Annotated in this window: 14 protein-coding genes; 4 read left to right on the forward strand and 10 right to left on the reverse strand. The window is 52.3% G+C overall.

The window, feature by feature from the left end:
- Window positions 1–9: 9 nt before the first annotated feature.
- Together D7Z26_RS04680 and D7Z26_RS04685 are read right to left on the reverse strand one after the other, a co-directional pair.
- The gene (locus D7Z26_RS04680) at window positions 10–594 is read right to left on the reverse strand and encodes a thymidine kinase (RefSeq protein ID WP_120974893.1); all 585 of its coding nucleotides are present in this window, start codon (window positions 592–594) and stop codon (window positions 10–12) included.
- Window positions 595–690: 96 nt separating this feature from the next.
- Entirely contained in the window at window positions 691–1,686 is a 996-nt protein-coding gene (locus D7Z26_RS04685; RefSeq protein WP_407643484.1) for a Gfo/Idh/MocA family protein, read from the reverse strand.
- Between the two features lie 209 nt (window positions 1,687–1,895).
- Between D7Z26_RS04685 and D7Z26_RS04690 the strand changes: the two genes are divergently transcribed.
- Window positions 1,896–2,495 carry a hypothetical protein gene (locus D7Z26_RS04690; protein WP_147423826.1) on the forward strand — a complete coding sequence of 200 codons (600 nt, stop codon included), beginning with the start codon at window positions 1,896–1,898 and terminating at the stop codon, window positions 2,493–2,495.
- Window positions 2,496–2,795: 300 nt separating this feature from the next.
- Here the strand turns inward: D7Z26_RS04690 and D7Z26_RS04695 are convergent, their stop codons facing one another.
- The 5 genes from D7Z26_RS04695 to D7Z26_RS04715 all read right to left on the reverse strand — a co-directional run bounded on the left by D7Z26_RS04695 (window position 2,796) and on the right by D7Z26_RS04715 (window position 8,165).
- On the reverse strand, window positions 2,796–3,461 hold the full coding sequence (locus D7Z26_RS04695; RefSeq protein WP_158602189.1) for an SOS response-associated peptidase: 666 nt from the start codon (window positions 3,459–3,461) through the stop codon (window positions 2,796–2,798).
- Window positions 3,462–3,600: 139 nt separating this feature from the next.
- On the reverse strand, window positions 3,601–4,701 hold the full coding sequence (locus D7Z26_RS04700; RefSeq protein ID WP_120974897.1) for a Gfo/Idh/MocA family protein: 1,101 nt from the start codon (window positions 4,699–4,701) through the stop codon (window positions 3,601–3,603).
- Between the two features lie 256 nt (window positions 4,702–4,957).
- Window positions 4,958–5,806: a carbohydrate ABC transporter permease gene (locus D7Z26_RS04705; RefSeq protein ID WP_233566613.1), complete on the reverse strand. Its 849-nt coding sequence runs from the start codon at window positions 5,804–5,806 to the stop codon at window positions 4,958–4,960.
- A complete protein-coding gene (locus D7Z26_RS04710; RefSeq protein WP_120974898.1) occupies window positions 5,796–6,680 on the reverse strand; it encodes a carbohydrate ABC transporter permease in 885 nt (294 codons plus the stop codon). The genes D7Z26_RS04705 and D7Z26_RS04710 overlap by 11 nt, the downstream gene beginning before the upstream one ends.
- Before the next feature lie 69 nt (window positions 6,681–6,749).
- Complete coding sequence (locus D7Z26_RS04715) at window positions 6,750–8,165, reverse strand: ABC transporter substrate-binding protein (protein ID WP_120974899.1); 1,416 nt, start codon at window positions 8,163–8,165, stop codon at window positions 6,750–6,752.
- Between the two features lie 289 nt (window positions 8,166–8,454).
- On the opposite strand from D7Z26_RS04715, the gene D7Z26_RS04720 reads away from it, so the two are divergent.
- The 3 genes from D7Z26_RS04720 to D7Z26_RS04730 all read left to right on the forward strand — a co-directional run bounded on the left by D7Z26_RS04720 (window position 8,455) and on the right by D7Z26_RS04730 (window position 12,522).
- Complete coding sequence (locus D7Z26_RS04720) at window positions 8,455–10,236, forward strand: sensor histidine kinase (RefSeq protein ID WP_120974900.1); 1,782 nt, start codon at window positions 8,455–8,457, stop codon at window positions 10,234–10,236.
- A 4-nt stretch (window positions 10,237–10,240) separates the two neighbouring features.
- Window positions 10,241–11,896: a response regulator gene (locus D7Z26_RS04725; RefSeq protein ID WP_120974901.1), complete on the forward strand. Its 1,656-nt coding sequence runs from the start codon at window positions 10,241–10,243 to the stop codon at window positions 11,894–11,896.
- A 143-nt stretch (window positions 11,897–12,039) separates the two neighbouring features.
- A complete protein-coding gene (locus tag D7Z26_RS04730) occupies window positions 12,040–12,522 on the forward strand; it encodes a hypothetical protein (RefSeq protein WP_120974902.1) in 483 nt (160 codons plus the stop codon).
- An 85-nt stretch (window positions 12,523–12,607) separates the two neighbouring features.
- Here D7Z26_RS04730 and D7Z26_RS04735 read toward each other — a convergent pair whose 3' ends face one another.
- The 3 genes from D7Z26_RS04735 to nadE form a co-directional block, all read right to left on the reverse strand.
- Window positions 12,608–13,450, reverse strand: a complete 843-nt coding sequence (locus D7Z26_RS04735; protein WP_120974903.1) for a DegV family protein — start codon at window positions 13,448–13,450, stop codon at window positions 12,608–12,610.
- Between the two features lie 143 nt (window positions 13,451–13,593).
- Window positions 13,594–15,033, reverse strand: coding sequence for a nicotinate phosphoribosyltransferase (locus tag D7Z26_RS04740; RefSeq protein ID WP_233566615.1), 1,440 nt, complete (start codon window positions 15,031–15,033; stop codon window positions 13,594–13,596).
- The gene (gene nadE, locus D7Z26_RS04745; RefSeq protein WP_120974905.1) at window positions 15,030–15,869 is read right to left on the reverse strand and encodes an ammonia-dependent NAD(+) synthetase; all 840 of its coding nucleotides are present in this window, start codon (window positions 15,867–15,869) and stop codon (window positions 15,030–15,032) included. Before nadE ends, D7Z26_RS04740 begins: the two co-directional genes overlap by 4 nt.
- Window positions 15,870–15,949: the final 80 nt, after the last annotated feature.

The following is a 15,949-nucleotide window of genomic DNA, read 5'->3' on the forward strand; positions in this document are numbered from 1 at the left end:
ATCTCTTCGTCACTTCTGCTTAAATGCCTCGTTATAGCAACGCCGGCACACCGGCTTGTAATCTTCGCTTCCGCCAACCTGGATCTGATCGCCTTCATTCACGGGTACGCCGTCCTTGAACCGGATGACCATCGTCGCTTTCCGGTCGCAGTACCAGCAGATCGTTTTGATTTCTTCGATCTTGTCCGCGTACACGAGCAGATTGTAGCTACCTTCGAACAACTCGTTCTGAAAATCGTTCTTCAACCCGAACGCCATCACGGGTACGTTGAGCTCGTCGACCACGCGCGTCAACTCGATAATATGATGCTTCTTCAGCCACTGCGCTTCATCCACGAGCACGCAGAAAAACCGCCCCGAGCCCGATAGCTGCGTTTTGACGGAATCGAACAAATTCGTATTCTCGTCGACTGCGATCGCGGGACGCGTAAATCCGACCCTGGAGCCTACCTTGTCCGAACCGTTCCTCGTGTCGATTGACGGCGTGAAGATGAGAACCGGCTTGCCTTGCTCCTCGTAATTATAGGCGACTTTAATGATTTCGAAAGATTTACCGCTATTCATGGTTCCGTATTTAAAGTATAGCTGAGCCAAATGTGCACCCTCCGCAACAATGTAGATGGAATGCAACCATTATACAACACTTGCGGTTGCCACAGTAGGTAGCATTATCGGAACTTTGGGCTCGGACTAACCGAGTATATCGGAAATCCGGATTTTAGTGCCCGTCTTCGAGCTCTCGATCGCTCCGAGCACCATCGCCATGCTCTTGATGTTATCCCGACAATCTGTCTCCGCTCGTCTGCCTTCCGCGAGCGCGTCGAACATCTCGTCCAGGCAGCCCTCGTGGAATGACTTTTCCTGTTCCTTTGACTCGCCCTCTTTTCTTACGTATTCGCGCATGAAGTTTCCCTGTTGATCTCCCGGCGCTACGATTTCCGCGTAAGGATTGGACGAGCCGTCCCAGATCGCCGTACCTATCTCCCCCGTCACTCGCCATTCGGCTTCCCACGAAGTCGGCGCGCCTTCCGCACACCAGGATCCCCGATAACAGAACACCGAGCCGTCCGACATTTCGAAAATGCATATGGCCGCCGCTTGCCCCGCATACCATGAACCGGCGGGATTAAATTCTTGGCAATATACCGTAACCGGGTCCGCCCCAAGGATAAGCCTAGCCTGATCGAATGTATGAATCGCCATATCGAGCAGCAACGGGCTATCCATCGCATCTCGGAAACCGCCAAAGTGGGGGGCCAGGAAGAAATCGGCACCGACGAATCCCGGCTTGCCAATCTTGCCGTCTTCGATGAAATTGCGAAGAGCCCGGATCCGATTGTCGAATCGTCGGTTCTGCATGACGAAATGCATACGCCCCGTCCTATCGGATACGCCGATCACTTCTTGGCATTCCTCCAGCGTCTCGGCGAGCGGCTTCTCGGAGAACACGTCGCAGCCGAGCTTCATCGCCGTCGTGCTGATGGCGAAATGGCTGGCGGGGATCGTAATATCGAATACGAGATTCGCTCCGGTTTCCTTGATCGCTTGGGCGAGATCCGTAAATGTAGGGCAAGTAAGACTATGACGGTCGGCCATCGCTTGCGCAAACTCTTGCTTTATGTCGACCAGCGCGACGATTTCCGCATCAGGCCTTCCGATCGCATATTGTACCCATGTATTCGCCATACCTCCGCAGCCTGCGACCGCGATTTTGTAATTGCGTTCCACCGGGAATTCAGCTCCTTATTGTTCATTCGCGTTGGCTATAACACTCTAATCTTGCGTAATCCGATTTCTCCACTAACATTATATCGCTATCGCAACAAACTTTCTCTATGCAATCCTGTGATTAAGTAGCATTATATTGGCATTCAGTTGTATGTGTTTCTGGGAAGGTGAGCGGCGAGGTTATTAGCGGAACAGGGGTCCGTTATTGTGGCGGATTGGGCGACGGCGAGGTTATTAGCGGAACAGGGGTCCGTTATTTCGGCAGATTGGGCGGCGAGGAGGCAATTAGCGGAACAGGGGTCCGTTATTTCGGCGGATGGGGTGGCGGCGAGGTTATTAGCGGAATGGTAGTCCGTTATTGTGGCGGATTGGGCGGCGGCGAGATTATTAGCGGAACAGGGGTCCGTTATTTCGGCAGATTGGGCGGCGGCGAGGTTATTAGCGGAACAGAGGTCCGTTATTTCGGCAGATTGGGCGGTGGCGAGGTTATTAGCGGAACTGAGGTCCGTTATTTCGGCAGATTGGGCGGCGAGGAGGCAATTAGCGGAACAGGGGTCTGTTATTGTGGCGGATTGGGCGGCGGCGAGGTTATTAGCGGAACAGGGGTCCGTTATTTCAGTAGATCGAGTAGCGAGCAGATTAATAGCGGAACCAGGTTCCGTCATTTGGCAGCGAGACATTTAGTGGTCTGGCAGATCCTTACTTCGCCGAAAGAAGTAACTGCGAGACATTTAGTGGTCTGGCAGAACCTTACTTCGGCGGAATAAGCAACTTCGAGACATTTAGTGGTCTGGCAGATCCTTAGTTCGCCGAAAGAAGCAACCGCGAGACATTTAGTGGTCTGACAGAACCTTACTTCGCCGAAAGAAGTAACTACGAGACATTTAGTGGTCTGGCAGAGCCTTACTTCGACGAAAGAAGCAACTGCGAGACATTTAGTGGTCTGGCAGAACCTTACTGCGAAGAGGCATATAGCTATCTTAGAGGTCATCCCTCCCTTCCGGCAACTCAAAAAAACTGCCGTGCGGCGAGACGCCCGGCAGTTTGCATGCGATGCTGGCAAACGATCAGATCTTAACGAGAGACAGCGATGGATGGACTTCCGCGATGCATTCCGGCGTCTCCCAGCCTACGTTCTCTACGGAAGGCATAACGGGATACATCCGGAAGTCGGGCTCAGGCAGCCTTTGCAACAAGCCCTGCAAGATTTCCGGTCTCGTCTCGTCCGGATTCAGCCATTTATCTAGCGCTTTCTCATCCAAGATTACGGGTTGGGGATGGTCGGTGTCGAACAATGTACCTCTCGTTATGACGGTGCACATCGGGAACTCGTTTTTCTCGGAATCCAGCCACACGTCGAATATCCCCGGCATCGCGAACGTCGATTTCGTGCGATGGACGACTCTCCACGCGCTTTTGCTTTTCCCTTCCACTCTCCAGACGTAAAATCCGCTGCAAGGGACGACGCATCTCTTTTTCTTCAGCATCGAGTTCAAGTATTTCCGATCGACTAGCGAATCCAAGTTCGCGTTGATCGAATTTTTGCCCCAATACGGCATCAATCCCCATCTGTGCTGGTTCAAGAAACGTTCGTCTCCGATCTGTTGGATGATCGGAACCTGCTGGGTAGGCGAAATATTATAACGCCTCGAATAAGGAGCTTGAACCCTGTCAATGCGGAAATCTTCCGTCAAATCGGATAACTCCGCGGTCAGCGAATAGCGATTACACATGCGCATCAACCCATTTCCGTTAATATCTTCCTCCTCAGTGTGGGCTACGGGTAGGTAAAATATGTATCGCGCGAAAGACGAAGAGCGATGGCACGAGGAATCCCCTTGCCATCGCTCCTGATATCTTCAATTAAGTCTTTTAATCCAAGGCGTGATCCGCTAATCCGATCGGCAACGGCGCCGGCTTCTCGCAAGTGCTTGTCATCGCATAGTGGGTACCTTGCGCCGACGCGTCGTGGAATCCATGCATCGCTTCGAGCACATGGAAAGCCATTTCGCCGTTCGCCCGATGCTTGCGTCCCGATTTAATGGCTTTTGCCATGTCCGCCGCTCCCACTCCGCGCGCGTTCTCCGATTTCCCGTGCGACAACGGAATTTCCGACCATTCCCGGGCTCCGGCGCGCTGAATGTAAACAGGTCCTCCGAAGGTGTTCGGATCCGGAACGATAAGCGTCCCTTGACTTCCGTACACTTCGATACGCGGCAACTGAGATCCGCCTTTCACGTCGAAGCTCGTCAAGATCGTTCCGATCGGTCCGGAAACGAACTCCATCACGCCCGCGATATGGGTCGGCGTCTCGACCTTCATGACTTGTCCGAATTTCGGTTGGCTTCCGATCGTACGTTCCGGGAACGAGATTCTCGTCATTCCCGTCACTTGTTTGATCGGCCCGAGCAGCGCGATCAGCGCCGTTAAATAATAAGGTCCCATATCGAACATCGGACCGCCGCCGACCTGATAGAAAAACTCCGGAGCTGGATGCCAGTCCTCGGGACCGCCGCCAAGCATAAATGCCGTGGCGCCGATCGGCGTCCCGATCCAACCGTCCTCGATCAACTTTACGCAGGTTTGAATTCCGCCGCCCAAGAACGTATCCGGCGCGCATCCGACGTAAAGTCCCTTCTTTCTGGCGAGCTCGAGAACTTTTATTCCATCCTCGCGAGTGACCGCCAGCGGTTTCTCCACGTACACGTGCTTACCGGCTTCAAGCGCCTGCAAACATACGTTGGCGTGCGCCTGCGGAATAGTCAAATTTATAATGAGCTCGATTTCCGGGTCGCCTAGAATTTCTTCTACGGAACAGCCTCGAATTCCGTATTCTTCTCCTTTAGCTTTGGCGCGCTCTACGTCGATATCGGCGCATGCGACGATGTCCATCGATTCGAACCGTTTACCGTTCTGAAAATAAATACCGCTAATGTTGCCCGTGCCAATCATACCTGCTTTAATTTTCGCCATTGACGGTTGCCATCTCCCTGCTCAACTTATTCACTGATCGCTCCCTAATAATGTACCATTGAATGGACTTGCCTATCTGGTCATTTCATTATAGGAAATTGGCATCATTAAAATACGGGAAGCGAGATGTTAGCCTCGCTTCCCGTTCTTATTCAATCTATTGCCCCATCGTAATAAGCGCTAAACTAGCCTGACTATGCGTGGAGCCCCATTATATTCAAGGTCGATTCCGAACTGATCCTCGGGCAATTCTCCGTTAGCCCTTTACCGCGCCAGCCGTTATTCCGCGGTTGATCTGATCGGTAAACAAGAGATACATAACAATCGAAGGAATCGAGATCATTGCGAGAACAGCGAACTGCGCGCCGTAGTTGGACGAGTATTGGCCCATGAAGTAGACGACCGCGAAAGGCAACGTACGCAACCTGTCGGTATCGATATACGTAACAGCCATAATGAATTCGTTCCAACAGCTAAGGAAAGCTAATACGGCGATCGTTGCGATCGCTGGTTTCAACACGGGAAGAATGATCCGGAATATTAGACCGGGAACGCTCGCCCCGTCCATGACGGCAGCTTCTTCGAGCGCTCGAGGGATCGTCTCCAGAAACGCGGTGATAATGTACATGCTGATCGGAATCTGGAAAGCCGCGTAAGGCAAGATCAGAGCCGCATAGCTATTTAATAGTCCGACTTCGTTAAATAGACTGAACGTAGGCAGCAACGTCGAGTAGATCGGAATGATCATCCCCGCCATCAGCAACGTAAAAGCCACTTTCCTGAATCTCCACTCCATTCGCACGACCGCGTATCCCATCGCTACCGAGCAACCGATAATGGCGAAGATCGATACGGCCGAGACGATTATGCTATTCATGAACAATTTCGGAATATGCGCATTATGGTAAGCGTCGATATAGTTTTTCCATTTCGGCGGATTTGGCCACTTCAGAATTTGAGAACCGTAGAAATCTCCGCTCTTAAGCAACGAGAAGTCGAACAGCCACAATAACGGGAACAGCTCTAGCAATACCAAGATGATCATGAAAACTACGAAAGTCCAGCGAATGTAACCTTTGGCCATGGCTTGCATCTTAATATTCACCTACTTCCCGCTTCATCGCGCGGTTCATGATAACCGTGACGATAAGGCAAATGGCGACGAGCAGAATCGAGATGGCGTTACCGTATCCGTACATCGATTCCCTGAACGCCTTGGAATACAAGTAGGTAGACATAAACTGCGTGCTATTCGCGGGTCCGCCGTTCGTCAACAAGTATACGGTTTCCATCTGTTTGAATGCAGACACGACCGCTAGCACCATATTGATTCTAAGTACCGGAGTCAGCAGCGGCAACACGATCCGGAAGTTGAATTGGATCTGGGAAGCGCCGTCCAACATCGCGGCTTCTTGCAAGTCCTTCGGAACGCCCTTAATTCCAGCGTAATACAAAATGAACGCATATCCGAACCCTTGCCACATAAGCACCAAGATGACGCAGCCGATCGCATAGCCCGGACTTCCGAGCCAATCCTGACTCCAATCGGACTTGCCTATGATCGTAAGCACGCGATTCAATAGACCGAAGGTCGTATCGAAAATACTCACCCACAGCTTCGTCGTTACGAACGTGGAAATAATCGACGGGATAAAAATACATACCCGCAAAAGCTTTTCCCATCGTCCGCAATACTGGACGAGCATCGCGATCAGGATCGCGAAGGGATGTTGAATCAGAACGAGTCCAAGCCCTAACAGCAAAGAGTTTCTGAGCGACAGCCCGAAGATGGAATCCGAATCGAATATGTCGGCGTAGTTCTTGAACCCGACGAAGGAATACTCTCCCACTCCGTCCCAGTTCGTCAAGCTGTAATAGAAACTGATTACGATCGGAACGACAATCATTATTGCGAACAGGACCATTCCAGGCGCCATCAGCAAGAAGACCGTTTTCCTGTCGCTCATGATTTTATGCATGATCTTCACCCTATCCGCTTATACGGGGCGCAGACAATACCTACGCCCCGTACGATTTATCTGATCTGCTTATTGCGAGGCTTTGGCGGATTTGTCCGCTGCGCCGTCGATCGTATTCGAGAACTCTTCCGGAGTCAGTTTTTTGAGCTCCAGCTGGGAGAGAGCGTCGTAGAACGTTTTTTGCGTGTCGGCCGTGAATTTATCTTGCGCGACTGTACCGCTATAAGAAGTCGCGGTGTTGAACATTTGGCTCAGGTCTTTCTGTACGGCTGTCTCGTTGCCCGTCATGAATTGGTCGTACTTCTGGCCAGGGAACGTGATTCCGTTCTGCCAGACGCCTTTCGCCCAGTTCTCCGGCTTGAACATCCAAGTCAGGAACGCGATAGACTCGGCTTTGTGCTTAGAGTTGTTCGCGATGGCATAACCGCCGCCGAACCAAGCCGCCAGATCCGTAGTGACGCCTTTGCCGCCTTCGATCGTCGGGAACGCGAACGCACCGATGTTATCGCGGATTTCTTGCGGGAAGTTCTCGTCCGCCGCCATACCCATTTCCCATTCGCCCATCATGTACATGGCCGCCTTGCCTTGACCGAACATGTTGCGAGCAGCGCCGTAGTCTTGGTTCAGGAAGCCTTTGCCGAACGCGCCGGCGTCGATCCATTTCTGCATGGCGGCCGCGGCTTGAATTACGGCCGGATCCTTGAAGCTGCCCGTGCGGTCCATAGCGTTCTTCGACGTATCGAACGTGCCGGAAGCGCGCTCGAGCATGTTGTCGAACCAGAGACCGGATACCCATTGATCGCGTCCGTCCATGGCGATCGGAACAATGTTCTTCGCTTTAAGCTTAGTGAAAGCGGCAAGAAGATCGGCTTCCGTCGTCGGTACTTCAATGCCATTGTCGGCGAAAATCTTCTTATTATAGTAGAGACCGAAGAAATCGGAGTTACGAGGCAAGCCGTACAGTTTGCCGTCGGAGCTGAATCCGTCTAGCGCGGCATCGATGAAGCCATGCTCGGAAAGCGTGCTGCGATCGATCTCGGCCAATGCGCCGCTCTTGATCAGTGGCGACAAGAAGTTCGTGTTGCCCCATGCCGTGAAGATGTCGGGCAAACTATTCGAAGCGTTGTATACTTTGATTTTGTCTTGGAATTGCGGATCCGGAGACAATGTTTCTACTTTGATCGTCACGTTCGGATTTTCTTTCATGTATTGATCGATGAGGTCCTGTTCCATTTTGCCTTGTCCGACGGTACGGTCGGAGTTGTTCGTGAAGAACGTCAGCGTGTACGGCTCGGCGGAAGGCTCGGCGGATGCCGAAGCGGACGGCGTATCGCTCGCCGAAGCGGATGGCGTGTCGCTTGCCGAAGCGGATGGCGATTCGCTCGCCGACTTTCCGTCGTTGTTCTTGCCGCAAGCCGCCAATACCATCGCAACCAGTGCGAGCGTAAGAGCGATCAGCATCATCCTGTTTCTGATCTTTTTCATTTGGACAACCCCTTATCAAGTGTGGTATCGATTACAATTCAAATTATAGGCGCTAAGGGATTGATCGATTAGATCTCATTTTATTGCTTCTTCTGTACATTCTTCTTCAACATTCGTCAACATTGTCCTTTCTTCCTCTATTGGCGGCTGTAGCCCTCTCGTTTTTGTTCATTTTCCTTATTCGTTTGTATATTCTACGGATTTTCTTGCCAAGATTACTTAATTTCTTGCCTAATGAAGCTTCCAATAATTATGATAGGCTTATCTAACAACCAAAGGGTATGAGCGCATGAAGACTAGACGGCTCCAAGGTTACCGCAATTTGCCTATCCGCAGTAAAATCCTGCTCATGTTCGTTCCGTTGTTCGTCTTAACGATTACTATCACCGGGGTTTTCTCCTACCGAATAGCGGCGACCGAAATCCTGAATAAGATGAAAGCCGTTCAGAACGGAGTCGCGAGCCAAGTTACCGATCATTTGAACTATATCGCGCAGGACGCGATCGACGTATCGGATTACTTGTTCCTGACTCCCGAGATTCAAGCGCTGCTCCTTTCGGACAAAGACAGCGGCAATTATATCCCCCAGGACGCGATTCAATCGATAAGCCGGATGATGGTGACACGCCCTTACTTTCAATTTTTGACGCTTTACTCCTCCCACTTCGCTCCGATCCAATTCAACAACAAGGGATTGTCGGCAGCCATTCCGTTCGAGGAGTATTCCGAATCGTTTCATTATTACGACATTTTGAGGAACACGAATACCGCCTCTTGGTCCATTGAAGTTCCCGGAGTAACGAAAACCATATTCCAAGGCGATAAAATGAACAAGGTCCTGTTGACCAAAGTAATGAAAAACAGCAGAACGTATTCTCCAGAAGGCGTACTCATCCTCGGCATCGACGAGAAGGATATCCGGAGCGCTTACGAGCTTGTTTCCGGAGACGCGCAGATCGCGATTCTCAATAGCGACGGAATCGTGATGTCCGAGAACGACGGCAAATGGATCGGCTATCCGGCGGAAAAGCTGCCCTATTATAAGCAAGATGGCGAAGGATCCGGAATCGGCAAGGAGATCGACGATACGAAATGGGTCTCGACGCTGATCTCTTCCGAACTGACCGGTTGGCAAGTGCTCGTCGTGCAGCCGAAAAAGCAATTGCTCGAGCAGCTTAACCGAATTCAATGGATTACCGCCATCATCGTTCTCGTAACGATTATTCTAAGCATGTTCGTTTCCTGGGCGATATCCGGAGTCATCACCAAGCCGGTTCTCACGATTCTCAAGTCTATGAAGAAATTCCAATTGGGCAATTTCTCGGAGAAGGTGCCGATCTTGGGCATGGACGAAGTCGGCCAACTCGGTTCAGGCTATAACATTATGGTTCAGCGCGTGAAAGGGCTTATCGACGACGTCTATTCCGTCGAGCTTAAGCAGAAGGAAGCGGAACTAAAAGTACTCCAATCCCAGATCAACCCGCATTTCTTGTACAACACGTTGAATACGATCGCTTGGACGGCCCAGAAAAACGAGGACTTGCAAGTCGCGGAGATGATTTACGCACTGTCCAACATATTCAAGATCAGCTTGAGCGAGGGCAAAGAGTTCGTTACCCTCAAGGAAGAGTTCGCGTTGATCGGCAATTATTTGTTCTTGCAGCAGATGAGATTTCCGAACAAGCTGACTTACGAGCTGGAGATGGACGAAGTTTTATCCGACTTCACGCTGCCCAAGCTGTTGATCCAGCCGCTCGTCGAGAATGCCGTCGTCCATGGCATCGAGCCGATTACGGGGGATATCGGATTCATTCACGTCAGGGCGACGTTGGCCGAGGACAAGCTCGTGATCGAGGTTACGGACGACGGCGTCGGAATACCGCAGGGGAGACTGCGGGAGTTAAACGATAAGCTTGCCAGCGTTAGCACGTCCGAACAACGAATCAGCTTCGCGCTAATGAACGTTTCAGGCAGATTACGAATGGTGTACGGTGAACAATCGAGCATCGAGATTCAGAGCACGGTCGGCTCCGGTACCCGAGTGCTGCTATCCCTACCCGTCAGGAGATGATCGGATGTTGAATTTGCTTATCGTGGAAGACGAAGAAACGACCCGGCAAGGGCTCGTCGACCTCATACAATGGGAGTCGATCGGCATCCGGGTTTGCGGAACGGCGGAGAACGGGCTGCAAGCATTGGAAATTTTGGCGGTCGAGCGAGTCGATCTGCTTCTTACCGACATCTACATGCCGCTTATGGACGGCTTGCAGTTAATTGCCCAGATCAAGGAAAAAGGAATGCAGATCTCCTGCGTCCTACTGTCCGGATATAACGATTTCCGTTATGCCCAGAGCGCCATTCGTCTTGGCGTGTCCGACTTCCTGGTCAAGCCGTGCTCTCCCAAGGAAATTCGCGATTTGTTCGAGAAAGTCGCCAACCGCATACTGGAGGAGCGCAAGGAACGGGACATCGTCACGGGATTGCGAACTCAATTGCATGAGAATCTGCCGCTCGTCAAAACGCAGCTTCTTCATCAATGGCTGTTCGAACCTGCCCGCAAAACAGAGGATCGCAAGGAGCAGATGAAAAAGGTCGGTATCTCCGTCTCCTTCCGACATGTCATCGTCATCGCGATCCGCATCGATCCACGCTCCGTGGAGAAACGGACCGAACTGCGTGCCGATGCGCATTTGCTCCATTTCGCGGCGGCGAATATCGTGCAGGAAACCTTACAGCAAGCTTTGCTTCAGCCCGTCGAAATCGTCAAAGACATGGAAGATATCCTCGTAGTCTGCAATGGCTTATTCGAGTGGACCGAATCCAAGCTCGTCGCCGGCTTCGAGAAGCTGATCGCTAACATTAGGCAGTATTTGCAGCTATCAATCTGCGTGGGGGTGAGCGATTCCAAGGAGGACATGTACCAGCTTTCCGTTGCTTACGAGGAAGCCATGGACGTATTAAAGCTGCGGTTTTATCGCGGTTACGGGCATTATTTTTTCTATCATCACGAGAATGTCGCGGGTAAACCGGGTACGCCCGAATTGGCTTACACCTTAGAGTTGCTCAAGATCGAGCAGTCGATCTACGATTCACTCGTAGGCGGTTTGTATGCGGAGGCTCTGAACGGGATCGAGAACTGGTTGGCCTATTTTCACGAGAGCTACCACCAATCCAAAACCCAAATCCATCTCCGGACGCTCGCGCTATTAAACCGATTGCTTCCGATCGCCCAAGAAAAGGCGAATACCGCTGCCGATGCCCTCGAGAAGAACTCGGAGACAATCGGCTTCGGTCTATTGGAAGAAAAAGTCGGCAACTTAGATACGCTCGAGGAACTATCCGGCTTCGTATATCGGGTGTTCCATCAGATCGTATCCGCGCTGAACCCCCAGAAGCAACCGCGGCGTAAGATTCAGCAGGCTCTCGAGGTTATCGCCGAGCAATACGCCACGCCCGGGCTATCTTTGGCGGACGTATCCGGCGCCTTGTTCGTTTCCAGCAATTACTTATCTACGCTGTTCAAACAAGAACTCGGCATCAACTTCCTCGACTACATCCATCAATACAGAATCGAGAAAGCCAAAGCCATGCTTCAGGCGGGGGATCTCAAAATCCAGACGATCGCCCGCGAGGTAGGCTACTTCGACGAAGCCCATTTTACCCGAACGTTCAAGAAATGGGCTGGACTGCTCCCTTCCCAGTACAAGAAAGACGTCGCGGGCAAAGCTTGATCTATTCGGAAGGCCGTTCCGGCAATCACGTTCGCTGCTAGTACTTCCTGCCGCGACGTTGATTTGTCACGCCTGCAATGATACAATTTGTATACAAATATCCAAATTGTATCAGAAAGATTGCTGGACGAGGGAGTGAATGAATGGAATTCGCAAGTAAACGATGGTTCGCAATCCTCATCTTCTCGGCCTTAACTCTGTGTATAGCCGGTTGCGGAGACCTAAACGAACTGTGGGAAGGCAACCCGTCGTCCGCCTCGGGAGCTCCTCCTTCCGACCAAGCGGTCATCGCCTTGCGGACCGAAGCCGATTTGCCCGCCGAAGTACCGAGGGATATACGCATCTTGGAAGGCGCCAAAGCGTTATCCGCGATCAAGACGGGCGACGGGGTAACGAAAGGCAATGGCTACTACCAACTTTCTTACCGAGTGTCCGCGAGCTTGCAGGATGCCGCAGCGCGTTACCGCCAGATTCTTAAGGACGACAAATTCGATTTCGTCGATGAACCCGTTGCCGAAAGCGTATCGATTTCCGGAAGCACCCCCGCATGGATGTTTTACCTGACCATATCCAAATCGAGCGAGGTCAAGGGAGAAACGGCCATTACGATTTCCTACACGAAATAACCTAAAAGAAATACGATGCCATCAAAAAAACCAATGCCTCCTTCGACGAATAAGAAGGAACGCATTGGTTTTAATGGTATGTTCGTCAATCGCAGTAGTACGTAAATCCGATTGCTCCGGCGCCGGTATGCGTGCTGATAATAGGCGTCGTATCCTCGATGTCGATGTCGCGATATCCGAAGTTCTCGACGATGACGTCCTTCAGCTTCGAAGCGAGCTCGAAGCCGTCCGCATGCACTAGGCCGACGCCGCGAATCGTCTTCCCCTCAGTGTCCTCGGCGAAGCGTTTCGCCAAATACTCGATCACGTGGGCACGGCTTCTCACTTTGGCGACCGGGTTAAGCGAACCGTCTTCCAGCGAGGCGATTAGTTTAATCTTCAATAGAGAACCGATCCAAGCTTGGGCTTTGCCGATTCTTCCGCCTTTAACGAGGTTATCCAACGTGTCGACGACGACGAACAACCGGGTTTGCTCCCGGATCGCTTGAAGACGTTCCACGATTTCCTCGACGCTTCGCCCTTCCTTGGCCATTTTGGCCGCCTCAATTACTTGAAACCCGAGCGCCTTCGTAATGTAATGGGAATCGATGACCGTAACCTTCGCCTTCGTCATCTCGGCCGCCATTTCCGCGGAGCGAACCGTCCCGCTTAATCCGCCCGTCATGTGGATGGACAATACTTCCCCGCCATCCGCGCCCAGTCGGTCGAACGCTTCGAGGAACGCGCCGGCCGGAGGCTGCGAGCTCTTCGGAAGCTCCTTGGCTTGTTTCATCTTCACCATGAACTCGACCGGTGTAATGTCTACGCGATCCACGTAAGTTTGATTGTCGATACTGAAGGATAAAGGAACGATTTCGATGCCGTATTCGCTTATGATTCGTTCCGATAGATCGACGGTTGAGTCCGTCACGATTCTAATTGAGCCCACGGGGTCATCCTGCTTTCGCGTGTTGTGATAAGTATTGACCTAACCTGAACATATTTGTGTAGTCTATCATTACGAGCCATAGAATTTCAACTTCTGCAAGCTGCCTATCCTGCTAATCAACGCACGTTTCGTCCGGTCTCCTGTTAATGATACCGCTCGATTAGCGCTGCCCGAAGCTCCCATAAATCTTGGCTGACGTTGACGCGATACGTCTCGGGATTCAGCTTGCGTAACACTTCAGGCCAGAAGAGGGATAACTGCTCTTCATGATAACTTCTGATTCCGTCAAGCGTCGGAAGCTCGAGAATAAGATCCCCGTCTTTGAAAATTGGATGAAGTAACGGTAACGCCTCATAATCGGTAACGAGCTTGGATTGATGAGGATGAAGCGGATCCGGCAGGCGGATCGATTCGCCTGTCACGACGGCTTCCTGCTCTTCCGGCAGGCAAATATAATCAGCCTCCGCTTTACCCGTACGTCTGCTAACGATGCGATAGACGTCTTTCGCGCCGGGCGTCGAGATTTTCTCGGGATTTCCCGAAATCTTAATAACCGGAATGAGTTCACCGTCTTTCTGACGGGCTACGAGCTTGTATACGCCCCCTAAGGACGGTTGATCGAACGCCGTAATCAGTTGGGTGCCCACGCCCCAGACATCGATTCTCGCTCCTTGCGCTTTGAGCTCGGATATTATGTTCTCATCCAGATCGTTCGAAGCTACGATTCGAACTTCGGGGAAACCGGCGTCATCCAGCATCGCGCGGGCGCGCTTCGATAAGTACGCCAGATCGCCGCTATCCAGACGGATCCCGTGCAGCCGTTTACCCCGATCCGCTAGCCATCTTGCCGTCTTGATCGCGTTGGGAACGCCGCTCTTGAGCGTATCGTACGTGTCAACGAGCAGCGTAACATGATCAGGCAGCGCCTCCGCGTACTGCCGGAAGGCATCCTCCTCGCTATCGTGTCCCTGAACCCAAGAGTGAGCGTGCGTACCCGAAGTCTGTATTCCGAAAAGCTTGCCCGCCCTCAGGTTCGACGTAGCGTGGAAACCCGCGATGTAAGTCGCGCGCGCTCCCCAAACCGCGGCATCGGCCTCCTGCGCCCTTCTCGTGCCGAATTCAAGCAACAGCTCGTCCGGCGCAACTCGTTTGATTCGCGAAGCCTTGGTTGCGATTAGCGTCTGATAGTTCAGGAAATTCAACAGCGCGGTCTCGACCAATTGCGCCTCGAAAATTCTAGCCTCGACTCGGATAAGAGGCTGATTCGGAAAAACAAGCGTTCCTTCAAGCATGGAATAGAGATTGCCCGTGAAACGGAACTCCCGAAGCCGCTCCAGAAAAGCCTCCTCGTATCCTTCCTCCTGCGTCCTCAAGTACGCGATATCTTCCTCCGCGAACGCCAAACCCTTTATGTAACCGACTATTCGTTCTAACCCGGCGAACACCGCATATCCGTTGCCGAACGGCAGCTTGCGAAAGTAAGCCTCGAAAACCGCGACCTCGTCGGCGGTGCCGCGCTTCCAATGCGCGTACATCATGTTGATCTGATATTTGTCGGTATGGAGAGCCAAGCTATCGGTCATTCCGATCCCGCCTTCCACCATTCGTCGTAGATCGTCACCGGTCCTCGCCGCTTATGCTCCGTCGCCTCGTAGCGCCGAACGATCATGTCGGCCGTCTCTTCTTGTACGGCTTTGCCCTCCAGATAATCGTCCAGCTCTTCATAGCTGAGACCAAGCGCGTCTTCATCCGGCAATCCCGGCTTCAAGTCTTCCAAATCCGCAGTCGGAAGTTTCGTGAACAGATGCTCCGGGCAGCCGAGCGCTTGCAGAAGCTGTCTGCCCTGACGCTTATTTAGACCGTAGATCGGCGCTACGTCGCAAGCCCCGTCTCCATGCTTCGTATAGAACCCCGTTATCGCTTCCGCCGCGTGATCGGTACCGAGCACCAGAAGCCCGTAATGCGCTCCAAGATCATATTGCGCCTTCATTCGCTCGCGCGCCTTGACGTTCCCTTTGTGAAAATCGCTAAGTTTCTCGCCCGTAGCCGTCTCGAACGATCGAAGTGACGCCTCGACGGCCGGTTTAATGTCTACGGTTACCGTACGCGTCGGCTGAATGAACCGAAGAGCATCCTGGGCATCCGATTCGTCCAATTGAATCCCGTACGGCAGTCTCACGGCCAAATACGAGTAACCGGCGGCGTTTGTCTCGCTATTCAGCTCGTTAACCGCGAGCTGCGCGAGTTTGCCCGCCAACGTGGAATCTTGCCCTCCCGATTGCCCCAGTACGTACCCTTTGGCGCCGGTATGCAGGAGGTAGCGTTTTAGAAACTTCACTCGAGCCCGTATTTCCGTCTCTGCGTCGATCCGCGGGCGTACCTTAAGCTGCTTCCCGATTTCCTCTTGTTTCGTTGTCATCGTCTCGCTCCTCCCGACTTTGGAATGACGAGCCGGCGGCCGTCGTCATCGTTAGCATTTGAAGGCGGATGCGTTCCCAT

The sequence above is a fragment of the Cohnella endophytica genome (assembly GCF_003628305.1).
Lineage (GTDB): Bacteria > Bacillota > Bacilli > Paenibacillales > Paenibacillaceae > Cohnella > Cohnella endophytica.

Coding starts and splice junctions, on each gene's coding strand:
- D7Z26_RS04685 (WP_407643484.1), bottom strand. CDS start 1,686: ATGGCGAATACATGGGTACAATATGCGATCGGAAGGCCTGATGCGGAA.
- D7Z26_RS04695 (WP_158602189.1), bottom strand. CDS start 3,461: ATGTGTAATCGCTATTCGCTGACCGCGGAGTTATCCGATTTGACGGAA.
- D7Z26_RS04700 (WP_120974897.1), bottom strand. CDS start 4,701: ATGGCGAAAATTAAAGCAGGTATGATTGGCACGGGCAACATTAGCGGT.
- D7Z26_RS04710 (WP_120974898.1), bottom strand. CDS start 6,680: ATGCATAAAATCATGAGCGACAGGAAAACGGTCTTCTTGCTGATGGCG.
- D7Z26_RS04715 (WP_120974899.1), bottom strand. CDS start 8,165: ATGAAAAAGATCAGAAACAGGATGATGCTGATCGCTCTTACGCTCGCA.
- D7Z26_RS04720 (WP_120974900.1), top strand. CDS start 8,455: ATGAAGACTAGACGGCTCCAAGGTTACCGCAATTTGCCTATCCGCAGT.
- D7Z26_RS04725 (WP_120974901.1), top strand. CDS start 10,241: ATGTTGAATTTGCTTATCGTGGAAGACGAAGAAACGACCCGGCAAGGG.
- D7Z26_RS04730 (WP_120974902.1), top strand. CDS start 12,040: ATGGAATTCGCAAGTAAACGATGGTTCGCAATCCTCATCTTCTCGGCC.
- D7Z26_RS04740 (WP_233566615.1), bottom strand. CDS start 15,033: ATGACCGATAGCTTGGCTCTCCATACCGACAAATATCAGATCAACATG.
- nadE (WP_120974905.1), bottom strand. CDS start 15,869: ATGACAACGAAACAAGAGGAAATCGGGAAGCAGCTTAAGGTACGCCCG.